The sequence below is a fragment of the Dyella sp. 2YAF14 genome (assembly GCF_052114725.1).
GTDB lineage: Bacteria > Pseudomonadota > Gammaproteobacteria > Xanthomonadales > Rhodanobacteraceae > Dyella.
The window spans coordinates 138,106-163,822 of record NZ_JBFRFH010000008.1 but is presented as its reverse complement, the minus strand read 5'-3'; the positions used below and the strand labels follow the sequence as shown (position 1 = coordinate 163,822).

17 protein-coding genes are annotated in these 25,717 nt (G+C 64.3%); 6 read left to right on the top strand and 11 right to left on the bottom strand.

What is annotated here, in order from left to right:
* Positions 1-13: 13 nt before the first annotated feature.
* The 6 genes from AB4Y82_RS13505 to AB4Y82_RS13480 form a co-directional block, all read right to left on the bottom strand.
* Positions 14-490: a chemotaxis protein CheD gene (locus AB4Y82_RS13505; protein ID WP_441603688.1), complete on the bottom strand. Its 477-nt coding sequence runs from the start codon at positions 488-490 to the stop codon at positions 14-16.
* Positions 483-1,316, bottom strand: a complete 834-nt coding sequence (locus tag AB4Y82_RS13500) for a CheR family methyltransferase (RefSeq protein ID WP_441603687.1) — start codon at positions 1,314-1,316, stop codon at positions 483-485. The genes AB4Y82_RS13505 and AB4Y82_RS13500 overlap by 8 nt, the downstream gene beginning before the upstream one ends.
* 11 nt (positions 1,317-1,327) lie before the next feature.
* Positions 1,328-3,025 carry a methyl-accepting chemotaxis protein gene (locus AB4Y82_RS13495; protein WP_441611396.1) on the bottom strand — a complete coding sequence of 566 codons (1,698 nt, stop codon included), beginning with the start codon at positions 3,023-3,025 and terminating at the stop codon, positions 1,328-1,330.
* A gap of 405 nt (positions 3,026-3,430) precedes the next feature.
* On the bottom strand, positions 3,431-5,053 hold the full coding sequence (locus AB4Y82_RS13490; protein WP_441603685.1) for an alpha/beta hydrolase: 1,623 nt from the start codon (positions 5,051-5,053) through the stop codon (positions 3,431-3,433).
* Positions 5,054-5,144: 91 nt separating this feature from the next.
* Positions 5,145-6,419: an alpha/beta hydrolase family protein gene (locus AB4Y82_RS13485; protein WP_441603684.1), complete on the bottom strand. Its 1,275-nt coding sequence runs from the start codon at positions 6,417-6,419 to the stop codon at positions 5,145-5,147.
* A gap of 71 nt (positions 6,420-6,490) precedes the next feature.
* A complete protein-coding gene (locus AB4Y82_RS13480) occupies positions 6,491-8,146 on the bottom strand; it encodes a serine hydrolase (protein WP_441603683.1) in 1,656 nt (551 codons plus the stop codon).
* Between the two features lie 138 nt (positions 8,147-8,284).
* On the opposite strand from AB4Y82_RS13480, the gene AB4Y82_RS13475 reads away from it, so the two are divergent.
* Positions 8,285-9,088, top strand: coding sequence for a phosphatase PAP2 family protein (locus AB4Y82_RS13475; protein WP_441603682.1), 804 nt, complete (start codon positions 8,285-8,287; stop codon positions 9,086-9,088).
* Between the two features lie 420 nt (positions 9,089-9,508).
* On the opposite strand, the gene AB4Y82_RS13470 is transcribed toward AB4Y82_RS13475, so the two are convergent.
* The 5 genes from AB4Y82_RS13470 to AB4Y82_RS13450 form a co-directional block, all read right to left on the bottom strand.
* On the bottom strand, positions 9,509-10,033 hold the full coding sequence (locus AB4Y82_RS13470; protein WP_441603681.1) for an Ivy family c-type lysozyme inhibitor: 525 nt from the start codon (positions 10,031-10,033) through the stop codon (positions 9,509-9,511).
* Between the two features lie 86 nt (positions 10,034-10,119).
* Entirely contained in the window at positions 10,120-12,387 is a 2,268-nt protein-coding gene (locus tag AB4Y82_RS13465) for a thiamine pyrophosphate-dependent enzyme (protein ID WP_441603680.1), read from the bottom strand.
* A gap of 230 nt (positions 12,388-12,617) precedes the next feature.
* A complete protein-coding gene (locus tag AB4Y82_RS13460; RefSeq protein WP_441611394.1) occupies positions 12,618-13,112 on the bottom strand; it encodes a hypothetical protein in 495 nt (164 codons plus the stop codon).
* A complete protein-coding gene (locus tag AB4Y82_RS13455; protein ID WP_441603678.1) occupies positions 13,109-13,648 on the bottom strand; it encodes a GNAT family N-acetyltransferase in 540 nt (179 codons plus the stop codon). The genes AB4Y82_RS13460 and AB4Y82_RS13455 overlap by 4 nt, the downstream gene beginning before the upstream one ends.
* Before the next feature lie 38 nt (positions 13,649-13,686).
* Positions 13,687-14,856, bottom strand: coding sequence for an acyl-CoA dehydrogenase family protein (locus tag AB4Y82_RS13450; RefSeq protein ID WP_441603677.1), 1,170 nt, complete (start codon positions 14,854-14,856; stop codon positions 13,687-13,689).
* Between the two features lie 254 nt (positions 14,857-15,110).
* Here AB4Y82_RS13450 and AB4Y82_RS13445 point away from each other — a divergent pair, with 254 nt between their 5' ends.
* The 5 genes from AB4Y82_RS13445 (at position 15,111) to AB4Y82_RS13425 (ending at position 25,404) form a co-directional block, all read left to right on the top strand.
* Positions 15,111-15,986, top strand: coding sequence for a DMT family transporter (locus AB4Y82_RS13445; RefSeq protein ID WP_441611392.1), 876 nt, complete (start codon positions 15,111-15,113; stop codon positions 15,984-15,986).
* Positions 15,987-16,360: 374 nt separating this feature from the next.
* Positions 16,361-17,524 carry an efflux RND transporter periplasmic adaptor subunit gene (locus AB4Y82_RS13440; RefSeq protein ID WP_441603675.1) on the top strand — a complete coding sequence of 388 codons (1,164 nt, stop codon included), beginning with the start codon at positions 16,361-16,363 and terminating at the stop codon, positions 17,522-17,524.
* A 19-nt stretch (positions 17,525-17,543) separates the two neighbouring features.
* Positions 17,544-20,654 (top strand): efflux RND transporter permease subunit, encoded by a 3,111-nt coding sequence (locus AB4Y82_RS13435; protein WP_441603674.1) that lies wholly within the window; start codon positions 17,544-17,546, stop codon positions 20,652-20,654.
* Positions 20,651-23,944, top strand: coding sequence for an efflux RND transporter permease subunit (locus AB4Y82_RS13430; RefSeq protein WP_441603673.1), 3,294 nt, complete (start codon positions 20,651-20,653; stop codon positions 23,942-23,944). The genes AB4Y82_RS13435 and AB4Y82_RS13430 overlap by 4 nt, the downstream gene beginning before the upstream one ends.
* Entirely contained in the window at positions 23,941-25,404 is a 1,464-nt protein-coding gene (locus tag AB4Y82_RS13425; protein WP_441603672.1) for an efflux transporter outer membrane subunit, read from the top strand. Before AB4Y82_RS13430 ends, AB4Y82_RS13425 begins: the two co-directional genes overlap by 4 nt.
* The last annotated feature ends 313 nt before the right edge of the window (positions 25,405-25,717 follow it).

The window sequence follows — 25,717 nt, the reverse complement described above, 5'->3', positions numbered from 1 at the left end:
ACGTTGCTCCGGTTCACGTCGTGCGGCCGATGGTCTTGACCGCGTAGTGGTGTTGCGCGCAATCGATCACGAGCTGGCGGCCGTTCTCGCCACCTACGTCGAGGTGCACCAGCCTGATCCTGGTCTGGCCAATCAGCTGCTGCGCCATGCGCGCGTTCTGTTCGCCGATCAACCCGTGCCGTGGCGCCGCGGTGTGCTGCACCATGCAGGCACCGCCAACGATCACGGCTTCCACTTCATCCTGCCGCACGCGATCGAGCTCCATCATCGACAGCAAGGTGGGCACGGCGCCGGTGACGTATTTCGCGCCCTCGCCTGCCGGCCCCTGCGGCGACTCCGGCAACAGGCAGTGCGCCATCCCGTAGATGCCGCGACGACGCCAAAGCAGGCCGATGCCGACGCATGAGCCCAGGATCGCGCGCAGCACGTCATTGCCCCGGCCGATCCTCACCTCGCACATGCGTACCTGGATATCTTCCCCCTCAGGCATGCATGCGCTCCTGCCGGCGATAGATCAGCGGCTGCTCGAAATCGAATCCCACATTGAGCCGGGTCAGCGATTCCGATTCCCCGATGATCAGCACGCTGCCGGGCGCCATGGCGCGGCGCACGTTCTCCAGCGCGCTGCACTGCCCTTCCTCGTCGAAATAGATGAGGACATTGCGCAACAGGGTGATGTCGAAGCGGGTCGCGCCATCGAGCCGTTTATGCAGGTGATGCTCGCGGAACACGATGTGCGAGCGCAGCGTGGGCGACGCGAGATAGCCGTCGCTGCTCGGCTGGAAATACTTGGCCAACCAGCCGGGCCGGGCGCGCTTGAGGCCTTCGATGCTCTTGCCCTGATAGAAACCCGCCTTGCCCACGGCCAGCACCTGGCTGGCGATGTCGGTGGCGAGGATCTGGTACTTGAAGGCCGGATGATGTTCGCGAAATTCCTCGCACATCATGGCCATCGAGTACGCCTCCTCACCAGTGGACGCCGCCGCCGACCACAACTGCAGCGTGGCGCCGCGATGCTCGCGGAACCACTCCGGCAGCAGCTGCTGCCAGAGCTGATCCCAGATGCGCGGCGTGCGGAAGAACGAGGTCTCGTTGGTGGTCACCAGGTTGATGAAGGCAGACACTTCGTCCGGCTGCGCATCCAGCACCGCGAGATAGTCGCGGTACCGGTTGAGCGACAGCGCCTGCAGGCGGCGGCGCAGGCGCCCCTGCAGCAAGGTCCACTTGCGGTCCGCCATATGGATGCCCGTGTGGCGCTGCACCTTGTCCAGCAGCGCGCGCTGGGTGGCCAGGTCGATGTCGCTCTCGATCTCCATCGGCGCGATCCTCAGACCACGAACCGCTGGACCGTCCGATTCAGTTCATCGGCTCCCTGGGTGAGCGAGGTGGTGGAACGGGCAATGGTGTCGCAGGCAGTCGCCGACTTCTCGGTTTCTTCGGCCACCTGCTGGATCGCCGCGCTCACTTCGCGCGCCGCCACCAGTTGTTCGTCTGCGCCGCAGGAGATCTCGGAGATCGCCTGGGTAGTGCGGCCCACGCCGGCAACGATTTTCTCGAACGCTTCGCCGGCCTGCTTGGAGATCTCGCTGCCCTGCGCCACGCGCTTCACCGATTCGTTGATCAGCTTGGAGATTTCCTTGGTGGCCTGCGAGGAGCGTTCCGCCAGCTTGCGCACTTCGTCCGCCACCACCGAGAAGCCCAGGCCGTGCTCGCCCGCACGCGCCGCTTCGATGGCGGCGTTGAAGGCGAGCAGGTTGGTCTGGCTGGCGATCTCGCCGATCACCTTGATGATCTCGCTGATGTCTTCGGAGGATTTGTTGATCAGTTCCATCGACTCGATCGAGCGCGCAATCGCCTTGGCGCCGCGTTCGGCTTCCTGGTGCGTGTCCTTGGCGAGCTGGTCGGCGCTGCGGGAGTTGGTGGCGATGGAATTGATCGAGGCGGTGAGTTCTTCGATCGACGCATTCATTTCTTCCACCGTGGCGCCGAGCAATTGCGCGCCACTGGCCACGCCGCTGGCGCGGCCGGCGATCTCCTGCGAACTGCCGGAGAAGCCGCCGGCGTTGTCGACCACCTTGCCGATCACGCTGCGCAGGTCGCTCATCATTTGCTGGATGCCGTCGGCGAGCTGATCGATGGGATCGCTGCCCTCGACGCGTACTTCGCCGGTGAGATCGCCTTCCGCGGCCAGTCGCACCGTTTTGAGCAGGGCCTCGACCTTGCGCTGGTCGTCGGCGGCGCGGAGCTTCACGCCCTCTTCCATGGCCACTTGCGCGGTGACGTCGGTGGCAAACTTCACTACCTTGCTCAGTCGACCGTTGCCGTCGTAGATCGGGTTGTAAGTGGCCTGGATCCAGATCACCCGACCGCCCTTGCCCATGCGCTTGTAGCGGCCTGCGTCGAATTCGCCGCGGTTGAGCTTGGCCCAGAAGTCCGCGTAGGCCGCGCTGGCCGTGTAGCTGTCCTCGCAGAACATGCGGTGATGGTGGCCCTGGATTTCCTCCAGTTCATAGCCCATCGCCTTGAGAAAGTTGTCGTTCGCGCTGATCACGTGGCCACCGAGATCGAACTCGATCATCGCCTGGGCCTTGTCGATGGCGTTGACCTTGCCTTCGAACTCCGCCTTCTGCTGGCGATTGGCGGTCACGTCCGTGGCGAACTTGATCACCTTGTACGGCTTGCCGTTCTCGTCGAATACCGGGTTGTAGGAGGCGTTGATCCACACTTCGCGGCCGTCGCCGCCGATGCGCTTGTACTCACCGCGGTCGAGCACGCCTTTGCCGAGGTTTTCCCAGAATTTCTTGTACTCGGCGCTGGCCGCGTAGGCAGGTTCGCAAAAGATGCGATGGTGCTGGCCGCGAATATCCTCCAGCGTGTAGCCCATCGCCTTGAGAAAGTTGTCGTTGGCGTGGAGCACCTTGCCCTTGAGGTCGAACTCGATCACGGCCTGCACGCGATGCAATGCGTCACTGACGGCGCGAAGCTCATGCGGCACGAGCTGCAACTCCGGTGTCTCTTTTCCCATGGCCCTCTCCCCCGGTTTTTGAGCACGCATTGACTGCATGCCCGTGAAATCTCTGCGGGAGGGCGCTGGCACGGATCGCTGCGCGCAGCGATCCGGCTCCTCTTCCAACGACACAGCGCCGCCCCAGACACGTCGCGCGTGGGGCGTCGGCTACTGCGTTTGTCTCTCCCGCGTGAGAGGTATCGGCGTGGGAAAGATGCCCTTGAGGCCTGAAAACAAGGTGAAAAAGCGTGAGATTCGCAAGATGCGTGAGATTGGCGTGCCGATGGCTACCGCGTTGTCCGTTTCCCGAAAGTTGGATCGAGGCAATGTGATGGCCATCACAATGGATGGCCATCACATCATCAAGCATCACACCGACGGTCTATGGCTTAAGACATAGCAGTTTCGTCGGCGCGACGAACCTCAAGGTGCCGCTGCCCGCTTCAGATTCGACTGCGGACGCGCCACCGCATACATCTCCCAGGCGATCTGCTTGAGCAAAGCCGTGCGGTCCGCACCGACGGCGTACAGATCAAAGTGGGTCTTATTGGGCAGGAAGCGGATGTCCGACTTTGCATGCAGTCCATCGAGCACCGTCTTGAGTCGATGCGCCGAGCCATCCAGGTAGAACGTGTCGGCCGTACCCACGATGAGGTGGATCTTGCCGTCCAGGTCCGGCGCCAGCTGCGGCCACTGGGCCTGCAGGTGATGGGCGATGTCGTAATGGTCGCGCCAGTAGTCGACCACGTTCGTGTTCACCTCACCGGTATCGCGATCGAACATCGCCAGCGGACGGCCATCGGCGCCGCGCGGCGAAAACACCCATTCGAACGACGCCATCTGGCCGCCGTAGCTGCCGAACACGCGTTCCATCTGCGCGTACTGCTGGAAAGAGGCGACCACCTTGCCCTGGTCGCGGATCAGCGGGTACGCGGCGCCCTCAGGGTTGCGATAAACGTTGGCGTGCGCCGCATACAGATCGACGCCGGTGAAATCATGGAAGTCGCTGGAATCGGGCGAGGTGGACCAGGTGCCTCCAAACGTCTTCGGATAGCGCGTCTGCAGCCACAGCGTGGCCCAGCCGCCGGACGAGTGGCCGTTGAGGAACCGGCCCGACACTTTGGCGTCCATGCGATAGCTCGATTCCAGCTGCGGAATCAGCTCTTCGGTGAGCGCCTTGCCCCACGGTCCGTTGTTCACCGAGTCGGCAAACTCGTGTGTGCCGGTGGGCAATGATTCGTCGAGCAGCACCCAGATCATCGGCGGCATCTGGCCGTTGGACATGGCCAGCCAGGTGTTGGCGACGACGCCGGCGAAGTGATCCATGCCGCCGCCAAAGCCATGCGTGTAATACACCACGGGATAGGTCACCTTGGCCTTGGCATCGTAGCCAGGCGGCAGCAGGACCAGGCCGCGCATATGGATCGGCCGGCCCCAGAAAGCAGTGAGTGCGGGACTGACGAAGTCGATGGTCTGCACGTGCTTGCGCGCTTCGGGCAGCGCCTCGCGCGCGGCCGGATTGATCGAAGGCGACAGCGCCCAGGGATCGGCGGCAGGCAATCGGGTCGCGAGTTTGATCGGCGGCAGGCCGGTGGCCGGCAGATGCACCTTCATCACGCTGCTGACCAGATCGCCTTCGCCGCGGCCGCCATAGTTGTAGCTGTGGTTGGCGTCGAGCACCGCCTGCACGTAGTAATCGCCGGGCGCCAACTTGCTGAAGGCCGCCGGATAGGCCAGCTGGTCGGCGTCGATGTCGACGCCCTGCCCCGCCACCAGGCGATTCACTTCGCGCGCCGCCACATTGACCTTGTCCGGCGAGAGCTGATCAAGATCCACCTCCGCGACCTTGCCGTTCTTGGCTTCGGCCTCGGCGAGCTTGGCCGGTTCGGCGAACACCAGCAGCCGACCGGACGCGACGTCCGTGCCCGCTACCGCCAGGTCCACGTGGAAACGCTGCGCCACGCTGGCCGGCTCGGCGGCCATGCAAGTGGCGGTGGCCAGTCCCAGGCACAGCAGGACGGCAAGCTTCGATCGGTGTGACAGCATGACTAACTCCCTAGTGGGTGATCCCCTTTTAAACGAACCTTCAACGGAATCGCCGACAAAGTCCATCACCCTGGCTCACGCCGAAGCAGCGTCAGGGGATGCGTTCACCGGTGCCATACGGCGGCGCGTCCTGCTGCCTGATCCAGTCCGCGAGCAGGCGAAAATAGCCCTCGGTGATGCGCGTGACGCGGCGGCTGCCATCCGGGTTCTGCACGAATTCGTACATGCCGTGATCGGTGTGCGGGAACACATAGAGGTCGATAGGCTTGCCTGCGTGTTTCAGCGCGACCAGGCGTTCGCGCGTCACGCTGCCCGGCGCTTCGCGGTCGTCACCGGCCAGCACCCATAGCTGCGGGATGTTCAGCGCGCGGATGGCGGCTGTCGCGTCGTAGTTCCAGAGGATATTGAGATTGTCGTGGCGGGGCGCCCCAGTGCGGCGCAGATCAGCTTCCTGTTCGGCCAGCAACTCGCCGGTGAACTCACCTTCGATGGTGTGCAGCCAGGGTTCGTTGGCGAACTTGCGCTTCACCGCGGCCAGCTGGTCGTAGCCGGCGGTGAAGTGCGAGGCCATCACCGCGTCGGTGGCGTCGGTCACTTCGCGTGCCTTGGCGATCGCCGCCGTGTCATAGCCTTTCTCCTGCACCTCCAGCGCGACTTGCTGCTGGTCTTCCTCCAGCGGTGTCATCACCAGGCCGAAACCCACGGCCACATAATCCGCATGCGCCAAGGCCGCCGCGCGCGGCGCCACCCAGCCGCCCTGGCTGCCGCCGAAGAAACCGGCACGCGAATAGCGGCCCGCCGCCAGCTTGCGCGCCTGGTCGAGCGCGGCGGCGGCATCGTCGGCGAGCAATTCGAAATTCTGCGTGTAGTCACCGGCGGATGCACCGGTGCCGCGTTTGTCGTACGCAAACACGGCCAGGCCTTCGGCAGCGAACACCAAGGGGTAATAGCCGCCGATGCCAGGCGTCTTTTCCGAACCATGCACAAACACCACCAGTGGCGGCTTGCCGTTGGACTGCGCCGGTTCGATCAACACGCCCGCCAGTTCGGTGCCGTGGCTGGTGAAGTGCGTCGGCGTTTCGCGCAACGCCACTTTTGGCTGCGCGAGGTAGCGTCCATCCGACTGACGCACGCTCACCACGCCTTGTTCGCAGCGTACCGGTGCGTCTGCGCCGTTGACGTCGCCGCGATGGCCATCCACAAACGTATAGCGTTCCGGTGCACTCGCACCGCTGGCCGTGGGATTGGAGATGACGACGAGCGGCTTGCCCGCCTCGCCATACACACCGTAGTCGCACGTGGCCGGAGCGGCGAACGCGATACCGGCAACCGAAACACACAGCAAGCCTGCAACGAACCGTTTCATGCAACCTGCACTCCACCGTGGGGACGCCGCCACTATAGGCAGCGTCCCGCACGCATCGCCCCTGCTATTGGTCAGGGCGCGCTGGAGGTCTTGGCCGCCTTGGCGGGCGTCAGGCGCAGATCCTGGAAGTCGAAACTGAAATCGGTGAGTGGCGACACCGGTTCCATGCGCACGTCGCGAATCTTGCCATCGGCATCCAGCGCGTAGCTCACGAAGGCATCGGCGTTGAGCGCGCGATCATCCCAGCGCACGATGAAGGTGTCGTGCTGCCACGGCGTCATGGTGCCCACCAGTTGCGCGGTCTTTGAGAAACGCATGCGCAGCTTGCCGCCCTGCTGGCTGACCTCGATATCGCCGTACCACGGATCGTGGAACGTGCCCGCATAACTGGCCAACGGCAGCGTGGGCTTGCCGCTCTTGGCGCGCGCCGCCTCGTGCTTGCTCCAGCTGTCGTCGGCATTGCCTTCGGACTTCTTCACCGCAGCGGCATACGCGGCACACCAATCCTTCTTGTCCTTGCCCAGGTAAGCATCGAGCACGCGATATGTCACTGCGTTGAAAGCCGCGCCCGACTCCTGGTTGGTGAGCACCACAACGCCCAGGTGAAGTTCCGGCACCAGCGTCACGCGCGACACCATGCCCGGCCAGCCACCCGTGTGCCACACCAGGCGTTGACCCTGGTAATCGGAGAGGAACCAGCCTTCGCCATAGCCGGAGAAATTCGGGCGCATCGATTTGAGTTCCGGCACCGGCGGCTCGGAAATCTTCATCGGCGTGAGCATCGACCACATCTGCTTCTGGCTGTCTTCGGAGAACAGCGCCTTGCCGTCCGGCAGCTTGCCGCCGGCCAATTGCACGTTCATCCACTTGGCCATGTCGTGCACGCTGGCGTAAATGCCGCCCGCGCCGGAGTTGTTCGACCAGGCCATCGGCGGCACCGGTTTGAGTTCGGTGAAGTTGAACTTGGCGTGGCCCATGGCCACGTCCATCCCGGGTTTGAGCTGGGTCATGTCGACCAGCGACTCATCCATACCCACCGGCGCGAAGATGCGCTGGCTGATGAAGTCGGCATAGCTCTGGCCCGACACCTGCTCGATCACCAGGGTGGCCACGGCAAACAAAATATTGTCGTAGGCATAGGCGCTGCGGAAGCTGGTGGCCAGCGGCACGTTGCGCAGGCGCTGCACCACTTCCTTGGTCGAGTACGAAGTGGGCGGCCAATACAGCAGATCGCCTGCGCCCAGGCCCAGGCCGCTGCGGTGGGCCAGCAGATCGCGGATGCGCATCTCGCGCGTCACATACGGATCGGACATCTGGAACCACGGCAGATGATCGATCACGCGATCGTCCATGCTGAGCTTGCCCTGTTCGGCCAGCATCTGCAGCGCTGCAGACGTGAACGCCTTGGTGTTGGAGGCGATGGCAAAGCGCGTGCGCGCATCGACCGGCTCGGGCTTGCCCACTTCGCGCAGGCCGTAGCCCTGCTCCAGCACGATCTGGCCGTCCTTGACGATGGCGACCGCGATGCCCGGCACGTCGAACTGCTTGCGCACGCCGTCCACGTAGGCGGTGAAATCCTGCAGCTGGGCCGGCAAGGCCGGCTGTGCGCTGCTGGAGACGACGGCCGTCGGCACGCTCGCCGAGGTGGTCTGCGCACAGGCCGGCGCGGCCAGCACCAAAAGCGCGATACAGCCCGCCAGTCGCGGGGAAAGGGTACGCAAGAACATTCGGCCACTCCGCCAGGGCAAAGGGCAACACTATCGCGGCAAAGGCCTTGCTGATCCAGCACTGAAAGTCATGCTGGCGACCATCTCGACGCGGAGGCTCGCGCCCCGGATCATGCAACGTTGCATCGAGGACTGCGCATGAACGACTGGATTGAATGGATCGCCAAGCACGCCCTGCCGCTGTGGGCGGTGTTGCTGGTAGCGGCCTTGCTGGCCGGCGATCTGGCATGGCAATGGAATCGCCATCACGGGGTAAAGACCTTGGCCGCCGGCCGTGAGCCCGTGGCATTGCGCGGCTTCACGGCGTTTCTGCTGCTGGTGACGATGTGCCTGTTGTTTGCGGCCATCGCCATCGCGCTCAAGGAGGAAGCCACGCGCTGGCTGCCGACCTTCGACGAGACGCTGGCCGAAGACCTGCGCAGCGCCGTGCAGCCCGGCGCGCTGCGACTGGTGGCGGCCGTGTCCCACCTGGGCGATCTCGGCACGGTGGCGGCCATCACGGTGGTGGTCCTTGGCGTGTTGTTGTTCAAGCGGCAGCTGCGGCTTGCCGCTTGCTGGACGCTCGCCATGGCCGGCGTGGTGCCGATCAACAGCGGCCTGAAGGCATGGTTCGAGCGACCGCGTCCGCTGCACAACCATGGCTACCTGGTGGAACACGGCTGGAGTTTTCCCAGCGGCCACGCGTTTGGCGCGATGGTGTTCTACGGCATGCTCGCCTATGTGCTGCTGCGCCTGCTGCCGCATCGCTGGCATCGCTGGGTGGTGGCCGGCGCGGTAGCGATGATCAGCGTGATCGGCCTCAGTCGCATCGTGCTGCAAGTGCATTACTTCAGCGATGTGATGGCCGGGTATGTCAGCGGAATGGCGTGGTTGGTGGTGTGTATTGGGGGTGCGGAGTGGTGGAGGTTGCGGGGCGCGCGGAACCCGCCATCGTCGTTGTAGGAGCGAACCCTGTGCGCGAGAGCACCACAGTTCCGCCCTTGTGGGAGCGCACCCTGTGCGCGACTGCCTCAGTTCTACCTAAGACATCGACCTCATCGCGATAACCAGTCGCGCACAGGGTGCGCTCCCACAGGGAAACGGTCAGCGATGTGATGGCTGGGTATGTCAGTGGGATGGCGTGGTTGGTGGTGCGTATTCGGGGGGGGGGGGCGGAGTGGTGGAGGTTGCGGGGCGCGCGGAACCCGCGATCGTCGTTGTAGGAGCGCAGCCTGTGCGCGAGAGCACCTCAGTTTCGCCCTTGTGGGAGCGCACCCTGTGCGCGACTGCCTCAGTTCTACCCAAGACTTCGACCTCATCGCGATAACCAGTCGCGCACAGGGTGCGCTCCCACACAGGGGAAACGGAACGCGAGGGCTGCCCTCAATTCGGCGAATAAAGCTTCCGCCGCAGCAACTCTTTCGACGCCTCATCCGGCGACCCCAGCCACAGCAAATCGTCATTGGCCGGATCATTGCTGTCCGCATCGTTCAACGCATTGGCCTTGCGACGCGCAAACAACCCGGACATCGCGTGCGTGTTCTCGTCGTAGAGAATCAAAATGCGTTCGGCCGGGCAGTCATGCGGCTTGCAGGCGGTGGCGAGCAGTTGCGTGTGGCCATGGACGATGACCTGCTGCGCCGGTGTCGCGACGCCGCCCTGGCTGGTCCAGGCAGGCAATTGGTCGCCGCCGTACAGCGCGGCGAATGCCGTGGAGAAATCCGGGCGCTGCATCAGGTCGTAAAGATAGGTCAGGCCGCTGGGATTGCTCGCGCTCGTGGCGAGCGCGGGCGCTGCGGCAGCGACCGTGGCCGGCGTTGCGGCGGCGGCCGTCTTGTCTTCCGGCTGCTGCGAACAGGCGGCGCTGGCAAGCACGAAACCCAGCATCACTACGTAGCGGTAATCCATGAACGCCTCCTCGCGTGGCCGTGCACTCGCGCCCGTCGCGATGGAGACGACGTGGCGCCGGCAACCCGGCGCCACCATGCCACAGCTCAGCCCAGCTTGCGCGCCGCGGCGACCACATCGGCATCGCCGGGCAACACCAGCAAGGCAGCGCCAGCCAGCGGCGTATAGGTGTCGGCACCTACCACGCGCTCCAGCGGCGTGCCACCGCAACCGCCTTCGGCGATGGCGGTGATGATGCCCTCGCCCACGCCAGCACTCTTGCGACCTTCGTCCAGCACGATGATCCGTTTGGCGGACTTTGCCTGCGCCGCGATGAAGGCGTCGTTGAGAGGCGCCAGCCAGCGCAGGTCCACCACGCGCACCTTCCAGCCCAGCTCCGCTTCGATCGTGCGGGCGGCGCGCAAGGCCATCGTCACGCCATTGCCAAAGGTGAACACCACCAGGTCGTTGGCGTCCTGGCCGTAGACGCGGCCTTCGCCCAGCGTCATGGCCTCGCCCGGCGCGGGATAGCCGAATTGCCACTGGCCATCGCCCGCCTCGTACAAATCCTTGGTCATATACAGCGCGATCGGCTCGAGGAACGCACACACGCGGCCGTCGACCTTGGCCAGCGCCGTCATCGTGCGCAGCATCGTTGCCGCGTCGTCGCCGCGGCTCGGGCAGCCGACCACCAGGCCGGGAATATCGCGCAGCGCGGCGATCGAGTTGTCGTTGTGGAAATGCCCGCCAAAGCCCTTCTGGTAACCCAGGCTCGCCACGCGCATCACCATCGCATTGCGGAACTGGTCGTTGGAGAAGAACTGCAGCGAGGCCGCCTCGCCGCGGATCTGGTCGCATGCGTTGTGGAAATAGGCCAGATACTGGATTTCCGGCAGCGGCAGCATGCCCATGTTGGCATAGCCCTGCGCGAGACCGAGGATGATGGTCTCGTCCAACAGCGTGTTGAACACGCGGCTGCCCTTGAAGGTTTTGTTCAAGCCCTTGGTGACGGTGTAGACGCCGCCCTTCTGCGCCACGTCTTCGCCGAACAGCAGCGACTCGGGATACTTGGCCATGATGTCGTGCAGCGCCTGGCCGATCTGGATGGCCAGATGACGCGGCGGCTGATTCTCCGGCAGCTTCTCTTCGCTGCCGAAGGCGGCAAGGCGACGCTCCTGATAGTCCGTGCGCTCCGCTTCGGCCTTCACGGCCGCCGGCGTGTACGGCGCGAGCGGCTTCATCACCTGCTCCAGCGTGCTCAGGCGCGGGCGGCGGTCGGCATCTTCGGCCGCCTCGAAGCAACGCTTGCGCGTGGCTTCGTACAGCGCGAGCAGCGACTCCTTGGTGTACAGACCCGACGAGAGCGCGATCTCCGCCGAGCGCAGCAGCGGATCGGAGGCTTCGACGGCAAACAACTCTTCCACGCTGCGCCACTCGATTTCGAAATCGGTGCCGGCATGGCCCATCACGCGCGTGGTGCGCAGATGCAGGAAGGTCGGTCGGCGCGTGGTGCGGCAGTGTTCCACCGCCTCCTGCACCTGGGCATAGCCTTCGGCCAGGTCCAGGCCGTCGGCGTAGAAATAATCGAGATCGGCGCGATGACGGAAGTTGTTCGCGACCCAGCCGTTGGGCGTCTTCACCGAGATGCCGATGCCGTTGTCTTCGCACACATAGAGAACGGGCGCCGGCAGCTTCTGGTAGGCCGTCCATGCCGCGGCGTTGAATGCAGTCTGCGCGGTGGCGTGGTTGGACGAGGCATCGCCGAACGAGCAGACGGCGATGCTGTCCTCCGGAATCGGCAGCTTGTGGCCGATGCGGCGCGCCTGCTCGATGGCCACGGCCGTCCCCAGTGCCTTGGGCAAGTGCGAGGCGATGGTGGAGGTCTGCGGCAATACCCACAACGGCTTGCTGCCCCAGACCTTGTGGCGGCCACCGGAAGCGGGATCTTCCATGCTGGCGGCGAACGACAGCGCTGAATCCATCACCGGATCCATGCCCGGCAGCTTGCGGAAGCGCTCGGCCATGAAGCCGCCGGAACGGTAATGCAGGAAGGCCGGATCGGTATGCCGCGTGAGGCGCGCCACCATCGCATTGCCTTCGTGGCCGCTGGAGCCGATGGTGTAGAACACCTTGTTCTGCACGCGCAGCACGCGCGCCATCAAATCGAGATGTCGACTGATCAGCTGCGATTCGAGCAGCTCGCGAAAGCCCTGGCCGTTGAGCGCGCTACCCGGCAACACCGGCGAGTGGCCGCCCAGCGGCGCATGCACATCGCCCTGCCAGAGCTGCACGAACTCGATGAAATTCTGGTCGACGATCTCGGCGCGGTTGAAGCCTTTATGGCGGGCCGTGAGGGTGTAGGGGATGGCAGTCATGGTGGCTTGAGGTCTCGTCAACGAGTGGCCGTTTGGACGGCTGAAATTTGGTGTGTCAATTCGAAGCGAAGCAGCGCGAGCGGGCTGCGCCTTTGCTCCCTCTCCCCTGCGGGCGACCCGAAGGTAGTCCCCTCTTGGGAGAGAGGGCTGGGGTGAGGGGCCACGGTCGCGGCATGGCCTGTTCGAAGCAGGCTTCGTAGCAGCGTCATCGCGAGCACCCGCCCCTCACCTCAGTCCTCTCCCCGCAGGGGAGAGGAAGCTAGAGCGCGCAGCGCTTTCGCACGTTGTGCGTCCTTCTCACGTCCGAAGCTTTCAAGTATGCGAATCTGATCGTCGAGCGAAGGCACCGGCACCGCGAGACCATTGAGGCCCACCAGGGTCAACCGTCCGGCCTCCACCGGCCTCCAGCCATCGCCCTGATTGAGCTCCAGCCCGCCCATCACCTCGACGGGCAGCCCAGGAAACCGAAAGCGTGCGAAATGCGAACGGAAACGTTCGGCGCCTGCCGGTTCGTAGACCGATTCACGTCGCTCAGCCCACAGCGTCATCAAAGTATCCGCATCAGCGCGCGACACCAGCAGATCCACATCGGCCACGCCGACATCCGCACCGGCAAGCAAGGCCGCAGCACTGCCGATCACGCACCACGGCTCCACGCAATGCACGTGCAGCTCCGGCACGATCTCGGCCAGGGTGGCGTAGAGCGCGGGAGTGACGTGGCTCATGCGCGTTGCCGCCATTGCTCGCGGGTCTGTCCCCAGATTTCGATGGGGATATGCTCGAACGGTTCGGGCAGCCGACCGGGCCCACGCAGTGCGGAGCCGAGTTTTTTGGCCAGGGCCTTGGACGATTCGTTGGCCGGATCGATGCTGTGGATCACTTCATCCCAGCCCAGCCGATCGAAGGCAAAGTTCATGCAGGCGGTCGCGCCTTCGACGGCGTAGCCCTTGCCCCAGGCGTGGCGCGCGAGGCCCCAGCCGACTTCGCGACCGGGCCAGCCTTCGGGAAACCAGGGGCCCATGCGGCCGATCCACTGGCCGCTGCTTTTCTCGATCACCGAGAACATGCCGAAGCCCTGCACCGCCCATGCACCCACCATGGTGAGGAAGCCGCGCCACGCGACGGCGCGCGACTGCAGGCCGCCGATGAAACGCGCGGATTCGGCGTTGGCCAGGTTGGCGGCCCAGGCGTCGAAATCCTCCGCCTGCGGCGGGCGCAGGAGGAGGCGTTCGGTTTCGATGCGGGTGGTTTGCCAGCTCATGCCGAAAATCCCAACGTCGTGGCGATCAACGGGCAACCTCAGAACGCGTTGATCCCCGTCAACTCACGGCCCACCACCAGCTGATGCACCGTCTCGGTGCCCTCATAGGTGATCACCGATTCCAGGTTCAACGCATGGCGAATGGCCACGTGTTCGGTGGTGATGCCCGCGCCGCCGAGGATGTCGCGGCATTCGCGCGCGATATCGATGGCCATGCGGCAGTTGTTCCACTTGGCCATCGACACCTGGGTCGGCTGCATATTGCCGGCGTCCTTCAGGCGGCCGAGCTGCAGCGACAGCAGCTGCGCCATGGTGATGCGACGGGCCATCTCGGCCAGCTTGATCTGGATCGCCTGGTTGGAGGCCAGCGGGCGACCGAACAGGATGCGGTCCTGGGTGTAGTTCAGCACTTCCTGCAGGCAGGCCTGGGCCGCACCGATCGGGCCCCAGGTGATGCCGTAGCGCGCCTGCGTGAGGCAGCCCAGCGGACCCTTCAGGCCCTTCACGTTCGGCAGGCGGTTGGCCTCGGGCACGCGCACGTTGTCGAAGAACAGGCCCGACGTCACCGACGCACGCAGGCTCATCTTCTTGTGCACTTCCTGCGCGGCGAAACCCTTGCTGTCGGTCGGCACGATGAAGCCCTGGATGCCGTCCTCGGTCTGCGCCCACACGATGGCGATGTGCGCGACGTTGCCGTTGGTGATCCACATCTTGGCGCCATTGATGACCCAGTCGCCGCCGTCCTTCCTGGCGTTGGTCTTCATATTGGCCGGGTCCGAGCCGCCGTGCGGTTCGGTCAGGCCGAAGCAGCCGATGATTTCGCCCGCCGCCATCTTCGGCAGGTAGTGCATTTTCTGCTCTTCGGTGCCGTAGGCGTAGATCGGGTACATGCACAGCGAGCTCTGCACCGAGGCGAAGCTGCGCAGGCCCGAATCGCCGCGCTCCAGCTCCTGGCAGATCAGGCCGTAGCTCACGCCGTTCATGCCGGCGCAGCCGTATTTCTCCGGCAGCGTGGCGCCGAGCAGGCCCAGGCTGGCGATTTCAGGCACCAGTTCCTTGGGGAAACGGGCCTGGTCGAAGCAGTCCCCGATGATCGGCAAGACGCGCTCGTCGACGAAACGGCCGACGGTGTCCTGCACCATGCGCTCCTCATCGGAAAGCAGGGAGCGGACGTCATAGAGATCGAGGGGATTCAGGCGAGCGGGCATGCTTGAAGTTCCGTGACGTAGGGGACAATCCCCCATTCTAGCCCGGCCCACGGGATGAATCATGGCGGGGTGCAGCAGGCCCGGGGTAGGCGTGCGTGACGGGCTGTGGGACCATGCGCATTCCCGCGTCCCAGCCCCGGCTGGGACGCACGCGCCGTCTAGCCCGACGTCGAGCCCGGATCACCGCGGTACCGCCTGCGGCCGGCCTGGCCGGGGCATGACGGCCGACATTCCGCTTCCCCACCGGATCGTCCATGTTGAAAGGTGTGTTACTCGGCTTTGCCTGCTACGCCGCCTATGCGATCAGCGATGCGTTCGTCAAATCGCTGCACGGCACGTTGCCGGCCTATGAAGCGGTGTTCTTCGGCGCGGTGCTGATGCTCAGCGCCCTGCCCTTCATCCGTAACCCCGGCGATCGCTATCTCGACGTGTTCACCGCACGCAAGCCGCACCTGTGGTGGATCCGCGCGATCACCGGCGCCATCTGCAATATCTCCGCCGTGATCGCCTTCACCGCCTTGCCGATGGCCGAAGCGTTTGCGCTGATTTTCTTGTTGCCGATCTTCGTGACGCTGCTGTCGGTGATTTTCTTGAAGGAACACGTGGGCTGGCGACGCTGGTCGGCGGTGATCGTAGGCTTCCTCGGCGTGCTGGTGGTGCTGCGGCCGGGTTTTCGCGAGCTCGGCGTGGGGCACCTGGCGGCGATGACCTGTGGTCTTTCCGGTGCGGTGTCGGTGGTCGCATTGCGCATGGCCGGTCCGCATGAAAAACGCATCAGCCTTTACGGCGCCGGCGTGATGGGTCCGCTGGTGAGCGGCGGCGTGTTGATGCTGCCAAGTTTCATCTGGCCGGATCTGCATCAGTGGTGGTTGCTGGCCGGTTACGGTCTGCTCGCCGGGCTTGCCGGCGTGTTGCTGATGCTCGCCACCCATCACGCGCCCGCCAATCGCATCGCACCCACCCAATACAGCCAGATGCTGTGGGCGATTTTCTTCGGCTACTGGCTGTTCGGCGATCACCTGGATTGGTTCATGCTGATCGGCATCGCGCTCATTCTTGGTTCGGGACTCTTCACGCTGGTGCGCGAGGAAAAGGTCACGAACTGGTGGAAGCGCACGCGCATGGTCTGATCGACCTTAGATGAATATTTCTTAATCAAGCAGCTAAGGACCTGCGTCTTGCCGCGAGGCATCACTCGTCCGTGACAACGCTTGTGCCATCACTTTTTCCATTGCATGTCAGCCCCGCGCCCACGCGCTTTGCGGGCAAAGTCATGGCCGCGCGCGCCCCTGCCCGGGTCAACCACATGGACCACGGATCGTTAGAAGTCAGTCAACACGACGTCACGGCGCAACATCGTCGCCGCATCGTGCTCGCGAACAACGATACGAATGGTTGGTCTTGTGAATTGCATACTTGAGTTGCTGGGAGATGGTCGATGAGTGCCGACACTGCCCAAACGTCCGGGCACCCTCGTAGGAAGCGTGGCGTACTGATCGCGGCCGTGATCATCGTGATCCTGCTCGTGCTGATCGTGGTCCATATCCTCTCCGGGCAAAAAACCAAAACTGGGCAGCCACCCCAAGTGGTGAGTGCCGCCACCGCCACGCTTGGCGATATGCCCGAAGTGCTCACCGCGCTGGGCACGGTCACGCCGGTGGCAACGGTCAACGTGCTGCCGCAACTGAGCGGCTACCTGACGGGCGTGGGCTACCAGGAAGGCCAGGACGTCGAGAAAGGCCAGTTCCTCGCGCAGATCGACCAGCGCCAGTACGAGATCAACAAGCAGCAAGCGCAAGCGCAGCTGGCCAAGGATCAGGCGACGCTCGATCAGGCACGCGCTGACCTGGTCCGCTTCACCCAGTTGCATGAGCAGAAGTCGATCGCCGAACAGACCTATGCCGACCAGAAGTTCACGGTGGCGCAGAACGAAGCGGCCGTGAAAGCGGACAAGGCCGCCATCGCGCAGGACGATCTGGACATCGCCTATTGCCATATCACTGCGCCGGTAGCCGGCCGTGTGGGTTTGCGCCTGGTTGATCCGGGCAACTACGTGACGCAGTCCACCTCGCCCGGCATCGTCACCATCACGCAGATGAAGCCGACCACGGTGCAATTCACCGTGCCGCAGAATTCGCTGGGCAAAGTACTGCAACGCGTGAACGGCGGCGCCAAGCTGCCGGTCACCGCCTATAGCAGCGACAACAGCAAGCAGGTCGCCACCGGCACGCTGTACGCGCTGAGCAACCAGATGGCCACCAGCACCGGTACGGTCACGCTGCGCGCCACCTTCGCCAATGACGACGAAGCGTTGTTCCCCAACGAATTCGTCAACGTGCAGATGCTGGTCGACACACTGCAGAAGGCGGTGCTGGTGCCCACCTCGGCGGTGCAGAGCGGCGCGCCCGGCGACTATGTGTATCTGGTCAATGCGGACCAGACGGTATCCGTGCACAAGGTGACGCCCGGCCCCAGCGACGGCAAATCCACCGCCATCCTTGCTGGCCTCACCGCCGGCCAGCAGGTGGTGACCGACGGCATGGACCGCCTGAGCGACGGCGCGAAGATCCGCATCGCGCAGCCGCATCCGGCCGGCGCCAGCAGCGCAGGCGCGCCTGCCGCCACGCACACTGGCAAGCGCGCGCACGCCGCCAGCGCGTCGTCGTGAGTCGCGGGCGCAAGAACCGATGAATATTTCCCGCCTGTTTATCATCAGGCCGGTAGCCACCTCGCTGCTGATGATCGCCCTCGTGATGGTCGGCCTCGTGGCGATGAAGTTCCTGCCGGTGTCATCCCTGCCCAACGTCGACTATCCGACGATCCAGGTGCAGACGTTTTATCCAGGCGCCAGCCCATCGGTGATGGCCACCACGGTGACGGCGCCGCTGGAAGTGCAGCTGGGTGAAATTCCCGGCCTGCAGCAGATGACCTCCAATAGTTCGGCGGGTGCGTCGATCATCACGCTGCAGTTCGACCTGTCGCTCAATCTCGACGTGGCCGAACAGAATGTGCAGGAGGCGATCAACGCAGCGAACAGCTTGCTGCCCTCCGGCCTGCCGGCACCGCCCACGTACGCCAAGGTGAATCCGGCGGATCGCCCAATCCTCACGCTGGCCGTCACCTCCAATTCCATGTCGCTGCCCCAGTTGCAGGACGTGGCGAACAATCGCCTGGGCGCAAAGATCTCGCAGGTGCCCGGCGTTGGCCTGGTGACGCCGGCGGGCGGCAACGTGCCGGCCATCCGCATCGAGGCCGATCCCAAGAAGCTGGCTGGCTACGGCCTCAATATCGATGACCTGCGCTCGCTGATCGCCAACGTCAACGTGAGCCAGCCCAAGGGCAACTTCGACGGCCCCGATCTCGACTACACGATCAACGGCAACGATCAGATCCAGAATCCGCAGGATTATCTGGACACCGTCATTTCGTACCAGAACTCGTCGCCGGTTTATCTGCGCGATGTGGCCCGCGTCACGCAGGCCGCGCAGAACACCGAGCAAGGCGCGTGGTTCAACAAGACCCAGGCAATTGTGCTCAACGTGCAACGCCAGCCCGGCGCCAACGTGATCGCCACCGTCAACCAGATCATGAAGCAGCTGCCGCAGCTGGAGTCCACCCTGCCCGCGGGCATGAAGGTCGAAGTGGTTACGGACAGCACCGGCGTGATCCGCTCCTCGGTCAATGACGCCGCGTTCGAACTGATCCTCGCGGTGATCCTGGTCGTGCTGGTGATCTTCGTGTTCCTGCGCAACCTGCCGGCCACCATCATTCCCAGCATATCGGTGCCAGTCTCGCTGGTCGGCACGCTGGCGCTGATGTACGAGCTCAACTATTCCATCGACAACCTGTCGCTGATGGCCTTGATCATCGCCACCGGCTTCGTGGTGGACGACTCGATCGTGATGATCGAGAACATCGTGCGCTACCTGGAGGAAGGCAAGACGCCGCTGGAAGCCGCGCTCGAAGGCGCCGGCCAGATCGGCTTCACCATCCTCTCGCTGACGGTGTCGTTGATTGCCGTGCTGATCCCGCTGCTGTTCATGGGCGGCGTGATCGGCCGCTTGTTCAGCGAGTTCGCGGTGACGCTGGCGGTGACGATCGTGCTGTCGGCGGTGGTGTCGCTGACCCTGGTGCCGATGCTGTGCGCGCGCATTCTCAAGGCGCAGGCCGATCGTCATCCCAGCCGCTTCGAACGCATCAGCGAAGGCTTGTTCGACAAGACGCTGGCGGCGTACAAGCGCGGCCTGCACTTCGTGATGGCGCATCAGATGGCGACGCTGCTGACGTTCTTCGCCACGCTCGCGCTCACGATCGTGCTTTACATCGTCATCCCCAAGGGCCTGTTCCCGGTGCAGGACGTGGGTGTGCTGCAAGGCATCAGCGTCGCGGACAACTCCGTTTCCTATGGAGTGATGGTGGATCGCCAGAAACAGCTGGCCGATGCCATTCTCAAAGACGAGGACGTAGCCAGCCTCACCTCGTACGTGGGCATCGACGGCACCAATACCACGCTCAACAACGGCCGCTTCCTGATCAACCTCAAGCCGCGCGACGACCGCTCGTCCACCGCTGCGGAAATTTCGCGTCGCATCCAGCAGGAAGTGACCAACATCCCGGGCATCAAGCTGTACATGCAGCCCGAGCAGGACCTCACGCTCGACACCACCATCTCGCCAAACCAGTACCAGTTCGTACTGCGCGGGCCCAACCAGCAGGCCTTCCAGCAATACGTACCTGAGCTGATCACGCGACTGAAGAACATCAAGTCGATCACCGACGTCACCAGCGATCTCAACAACGATGGTCTGGCCGTCAATGTCGAAGTGAACCGCCAGCTGGCGGCGCGCTACGGCATCACTGCCGCCACCATCGACAACGCGCTTTACGATGCGTTGGGCCAACGCATTGTTTCCACCATCTTCGAACAGGCCAGCCAATACCGCGTGATCCTGGTGGCCAAGCCGGAAAGCATTCCTACGGTGGAATCGCTGGGTGATCTGTATCTGCCCAGCCAGACGGCGAGCAGCGGCCAGGTGCCGCTCAAGGGCATCGCCACCATCAAGATCACCAAGTCGCCGCTGGTGATCAGCCATCTCTCCCAGTTCCCGGCCGTCACCGTGTCGTTCAACCTGGCCAAGGACGCCTCGCTGAGCAAGGCTGTGAAGGAAGTGAACGCGGCAGAGGCAGCGGTGCATCTGCCGACGTCGATCACGTCCACCTTCCAGGGCGCGGCGCAGGCGTTCCAGGATTCGCTGTCCAGCGAGGTCTACCTGCTCATCGCCGCCCTGATCGCCGTCTATATCGTGCTGGGCGTGCTGTACGAGAGCTTCATCCATCCGGTGACGATTCTCTCCACCCTGCCCTCGGCCGGCATCGGCGCGCTGGTCGCGTTGATGATTGCCGGCAGCGATCTGGATGTGATTGGCATCATCGGCATCGTGTTGCTGATCGGCATCGTGAAGAAGAACGCGATCATGATCGTGGACTTTGCGCTCGAAGCCGAACGCGAACACGGCAAGCCCGCGGAGGAAGCGATCTTCGAGGCGTCCCTGCTGCGCTTCCGTCCCATCCTGATGACCACGCTGGCGGCGATGCTGGGCGCCTTGCCGATGTTGCTGGGTTCGGGCACGGGTTCGGAGCTGCGTCGTCCGCTGGGCCTGGCCATCATCGGTGGCTTGCTGCTCAGCCAGTTGCTGACGCTGTTCACCACGCCGGTGATCTACCTCTACTTCGACCGGCTGGCCCAGCGTTTCCGCCGCCAGCGCCTGCCTGAAGAGGCGGCTGGGGAAGGCGCGTGAACATCCCTGGCGTCTTCATCAAGCGGCCGGTGGCGACCACGCTGCTGGCCGTGGCGATCCTGCTGTCGGGCATGCTCGCGTATTTCCACCTGCCGGTGGCGCCGCTGCCGAACATCACCTTCCCCGTGGTGGTGGTGCAGGCGAGCATGGCGGGCGCCAGTCCCAGCATCATGGCTGCGACCGTGGCCGAGCCACTGGAGCGTCGACTGGGCACGATTGCCGACGTTTCCGAGCTGACCTCCACCAGCACCGTCGGCTCGGCGCAGATCGTCATCCAGTTCGGCCTCAACCGTGATATCAACGGCGCGGCGCGCGACGTGCAGGCGGCGATCCAGGCGGCTCGCGCCGACCTGCCGACGACGCTGCGCAACAACCCGACCTACCGCGAGTTCAATCCGGCCGACTCGCCGATCATGGTGCTCGCGCTCACGTCAAAAACGCTGACCCGCGCGCAGCTGTACGACTCGGCCGATTCGGTGATCCAGCAGCAGCTCTCGCAGGTCGATGGCGTGGGCCAGATCACCCTGGGCGGCAGTGCGCTGCCCTCAGTGCGTGTGGAACTGGAACCGGACCAGCTCAATAGTTACGGCATCGGGCTGGAGGATGTTCGCGCCGCAATCAGCGCGGCGAACGCAGACAGCGTGAAGGGTCATATCGACCAGACCGGCCAACGCTTCGAAGTGCTGTCCAACGACCAGATCAACAAAGCCGCGCCGTATCGCGATCTGATCGTCGCCTATCGCAATGGTTCGCCGGTGCAGTTGCGCGACGTGGCGCAGGTGCTCGATTCAGCGGAAAACCTGCGCAACGCCGGCCTCTACAACGGCCAGGACGCCGTGCTGGTGATCGTGTACCCGTTGCCGGGCAGCAATATCGTCAAGACGGTGGCGCAGATCCGCAAGGCGCTGCCGTCGATCGAAGCCACCTTGCCGCACAACGTGCATGTGGGCGTGGCGGTGGATCGCTCGCAGTCGGTCAACGCGGCAGTCAACGACACCGAGCGCACGCTGTTCATGGCCGTGCTGCTGGTGATCGGCGTGGTCTATATCTTCCTGCAATCGCCGCGCGCCGTGCTGGTGCCGGCGGTGGCCTTGCCGCTGTCCATCGTCGGCACCTTCGGGCCGATGTACCTGCTGGGTTACAGCATCGACAACCTCTCGCTGATGGCCTTGACCATCGGCACCGGCTTCGTGGTGGACGATGCGGTGGTGGTGCTGGAAAACATCGTGCGCCATGTCGAAGCGGGCATGGACGTACGCGAGGCCGCGATGGTCGGCAGCGCGGAGGTGAGCTTCACCGTGATTTCGATGAGCCTTTCGCTGATCGCGGTGTTCCTGCCGATCCTGCTGATGCCGGGCATCGTGGGCCTGCTGTTCCACGAGTTCGCCGTGACGCTGTCCATCGCCATCCTGTTTTCGCTGGTGATCTCGCTCACGGTGACGCCGGCGATGGCGGCCTTTGTGATCAGCCGCAAGTCGCTGCATTCCAAGGCGCGCTGGGCCGTGTGGTACGAGCGGCAGTTCGAGCGCTTCCGGCAGGCGTATGCGCGCTCGCTCGCGGTGGTGCTCGATCATGCGTTCGCGGTGATGCTCACCCTGATCGGCCTGATCGTGCTCAACGTGGTGCTGATCCGGCTGGTACCGTCGACCTTCTTTCCCGAGCAGGACAACGGCATCCTCAACGGGCAGATCATTGCCGACCAGAGCATCTCCTTCCAGGCGATGCAGAAGAAGCTCGCGCAGTTGCAGGCCATCGTGCAAAAGGATCCGGCGGTGGCCTCGGTGGCCGGCTTCACCGGCGGTCGTGCGCTGAACACGGCCAATGTATTCATCGAATTGAAGCCGCTGGCCGAGCGCAAGATTTCCGCCGCGCAGGTGGTGGATCGCCTGCGTCCCAAACTCAACGCGGTGTCGGGCGCCAAGCTGTTCCTGCAGGCGGCGCAGGATCTGCGCATCGGCGGCCGGCAATCGGCCTCCGAATATCAGTACACGCTGACCAGCGACGATCCGGAGGCCTTGTTCACCTGGGTGCCGCGCCTGGTGACGGCGCTGGGCAAGTACCACGACCGCATCACCGACGTGAATTCGGACCTGCAGCAGAACGGCTTGCAGCTGTATGTGAACATCGACCGCGCCACCTCGGCGCGCTACGGCTTCGCGCCCAACCAGATCGACAGCGTGCTCTACGACGCCTTCGGCCAGCGCACCGTCTCGACCATCTACAACGAACTGAACCAGTACTTCGTGGTGATGGAAGTGGCGCCCAAGTACTGGCAATACCCGCAGACCATCAATCGCATCCGCTTCAGTACCGCCGCGGGCAATGCATCGGGTACGCAGCAGACGCAGATGTCCAAATCCATCGTGAGCGGCGTCGCCGCCAGCACCACGAGCACGACGACATCCAGCACCAACTCGCGCAACAGCGACGCCGAGGCCAACCAGCTCACCAATGCCATCGCCAACGCCAAGGGCGGAAGCTCCAGCGGCAGTGCGGACAGCACCTCGGCGGAAACCCTGGTGCCCTTCCCCGCGCTGGCGTCATATGTGAGCAACCACACGGCCACCCAGGTGAATCACCAGGGCGGCCTGGTCGCCGGCACCATCTCGTTCAACCTGCCGCCGGGCGGCTCGCTCAGCGACGGCCTGGCCGCCATCAATGAAGCGGCGCAGGAGTTGGGCATGCCGGCTTCCATCCATGGCGCGACGGCAGGTGCGGCTCAAGTCTACGCACAGTCCATGGGCACCATGCCGTTGCTGATCCTCGCGGCACTCGCAGCCGTCTACATCGTGCTCGGCATCCTGTACGAGAATACGGTGCATCCCATCACGATTCTTTCCACCCTGCCCTCGGCAGGCATCGGCGCGACGCTGGCCTTGCTGATCTTCGGCACGCCGTTCTCGGTGATCGCGATGATCGGCATCATCCTGCTGATCGGCATCGTGAAGAAGAACGCAATCATGATGATCGACGTGGCCATCCACCTGCAGCGCGACGAAGGTCTGGAGCCGCGCAAGGCGATCCACGACGCCGCCGTGGTGCGACTGCGCCCCATCATGATGACTACGGCGGCAGCCGTGCTGGGCGCCGTACCGCTGGCGATCGGCATCGGCCAGGGCGCGTCGCTGCGCCAGCCGCTGGGCATCACGGTGATGGGCGGCCTGATATTCAGCCAGGTGTTCACCTTGTACACCACGCCAGTGATCTACTTATACCTCGACCGCCTGCGCGCACGCCTGGCGCGTTGGTCCGAGAGCCTGCCGTGGAACCGATCGGACGCAAAAGCATGAACAAGATCTTTTCCCGCCATCTACTGGCCGTTTCGCTGGCGACGCTGCTCGGCGGCTGCATGGTGGGTCCCGACTACCACCGCCCGCAGGTCAACGTACCGACCCAGTACAAAGAGATGCCCGGCTGGACCTCTGCCACGCCCGCCGACGACGCACCCAAGGGCGACTGGTGGAAGGCCTTCAACGACCCGCTGCTCGACGAGCTGGAACCGCAGGTGGCCGTGTCCAACCAGACCGTGGCGCAGAGCTACGCCAACTATCAGGCCGCCGTCGCCGAAGTGCAGGTGGCGCGCAGCGCGCTATTCCCCACCATCGGCATCACCGGCTCGGGCAGCAAGCAGCGCTCGGCCGCCGGTAACGCCGGCAGCGGCGTCGAACACCTGACTCCAGTGAGCACCTCCGGTTCACTGGAGGGCAATGTGAGCTGGGCGCCGGATCTGTGGGGCAAGGTTCGCCGTACGGTGGAGGAGAACAAGGCCACCGCACTGGCGAGCCAAGCGACTCTCGCCAACGCCACCTTGTCCGAACAAATCGCGCTTGCCACGGCGGTGATCAACTTGCGCGTCTCCGACGCCAACATCGACCTGCTACAGCAGACCGTCGACGCGGACAAGGAATACCTGCGCGTCGTGGCCAACCAGGACAAGGCCGGCACCATCGCGCCCTCGGATGTCATCACGGCGCGCACGCAGCTGGAGAACGCGCAATCCAAACTGATCGCGCTGGGCGTGGCGCGTGCGCAAGACGTGCATGCCATCGCCGTGCTGGTGGGCAAGAACCCCGAGGAGCTCGACGTTCCCCACAACGCCACCCTCCCCACCCTGCCCCAGGTCCCCGCCGGCGTACCTTCCACGCTGCTGCAGCGCCGCCCTGATATCGCGATAGCCGAGCGTCAGATGGCTGCGCAGAATGCCGCCATTGGCGTGGCGATCGCCGCCTACTATCCGTCGCTGTCACTCTCTGCCGCGGATGGTTTCTCGCAGTCCCCGCTCGCTGGCCTGCTGCATGTGGCCAATCATGTGTGGTCGCTGGGCGCCGACGCGAGCGAAACGATCTTCGACGCTGGCGCACGCCACGGCGAAGTCGCTGCTGCCCGCGCGAACTACGAAGCCGCTGTCGCCAACTATCGTGGCACCGTGCTGGGCGCTTTCCAGAACGTTGAAGACGATCTCTCAGGCATCAACATCCTCGCCCAACAAGCGCAGGTGCTCGACGCTGCGGTCAAAGATGCCACTCGTGGATCGCAGATCGCATTCAACGAATACCAGGCCGGCACGGTGGATTACACGACGGCCGCTCTGGCGCAGACGACCGAGCTGAGCACCAAGCAGGATGCCTTGAGTGTGCAGCAGCAGAGGCTGCTGGATGCCGTGTCATTGATGGGCGATGTGGGTGGTGGCTGGTCGGCGGATGAATTGGCGCATGCGCCGGTAGCGGCGACAGCGTCTGCGGCGCAATAGAGACCAGCCGTTGTAGGAGCGCACCCTGTGCGCGACCGCCACGCCCGGGCGTATCGCTCCGTAGGTTTGTCGCGCACAGGGTGCGCTCCCACAATAAAAGCCGACCAAAACCGTTATCCACACCCATGACCTGCGTCCCCTTGTAGGAGCGCACTTGTGCGCGACCGCAGCGCTGGGGTGTACCTCTCCGTCGGATGGTCGCGCACAAGTGCGCTCCTACAAGGTCACCGCAACTCTAAGCGCACGGCTCTGGCTCTAGGCCTTTGGCTCTTGGGGTCCCCGTATGACGCGGCGGACGGGTGGAGGAAAGCCC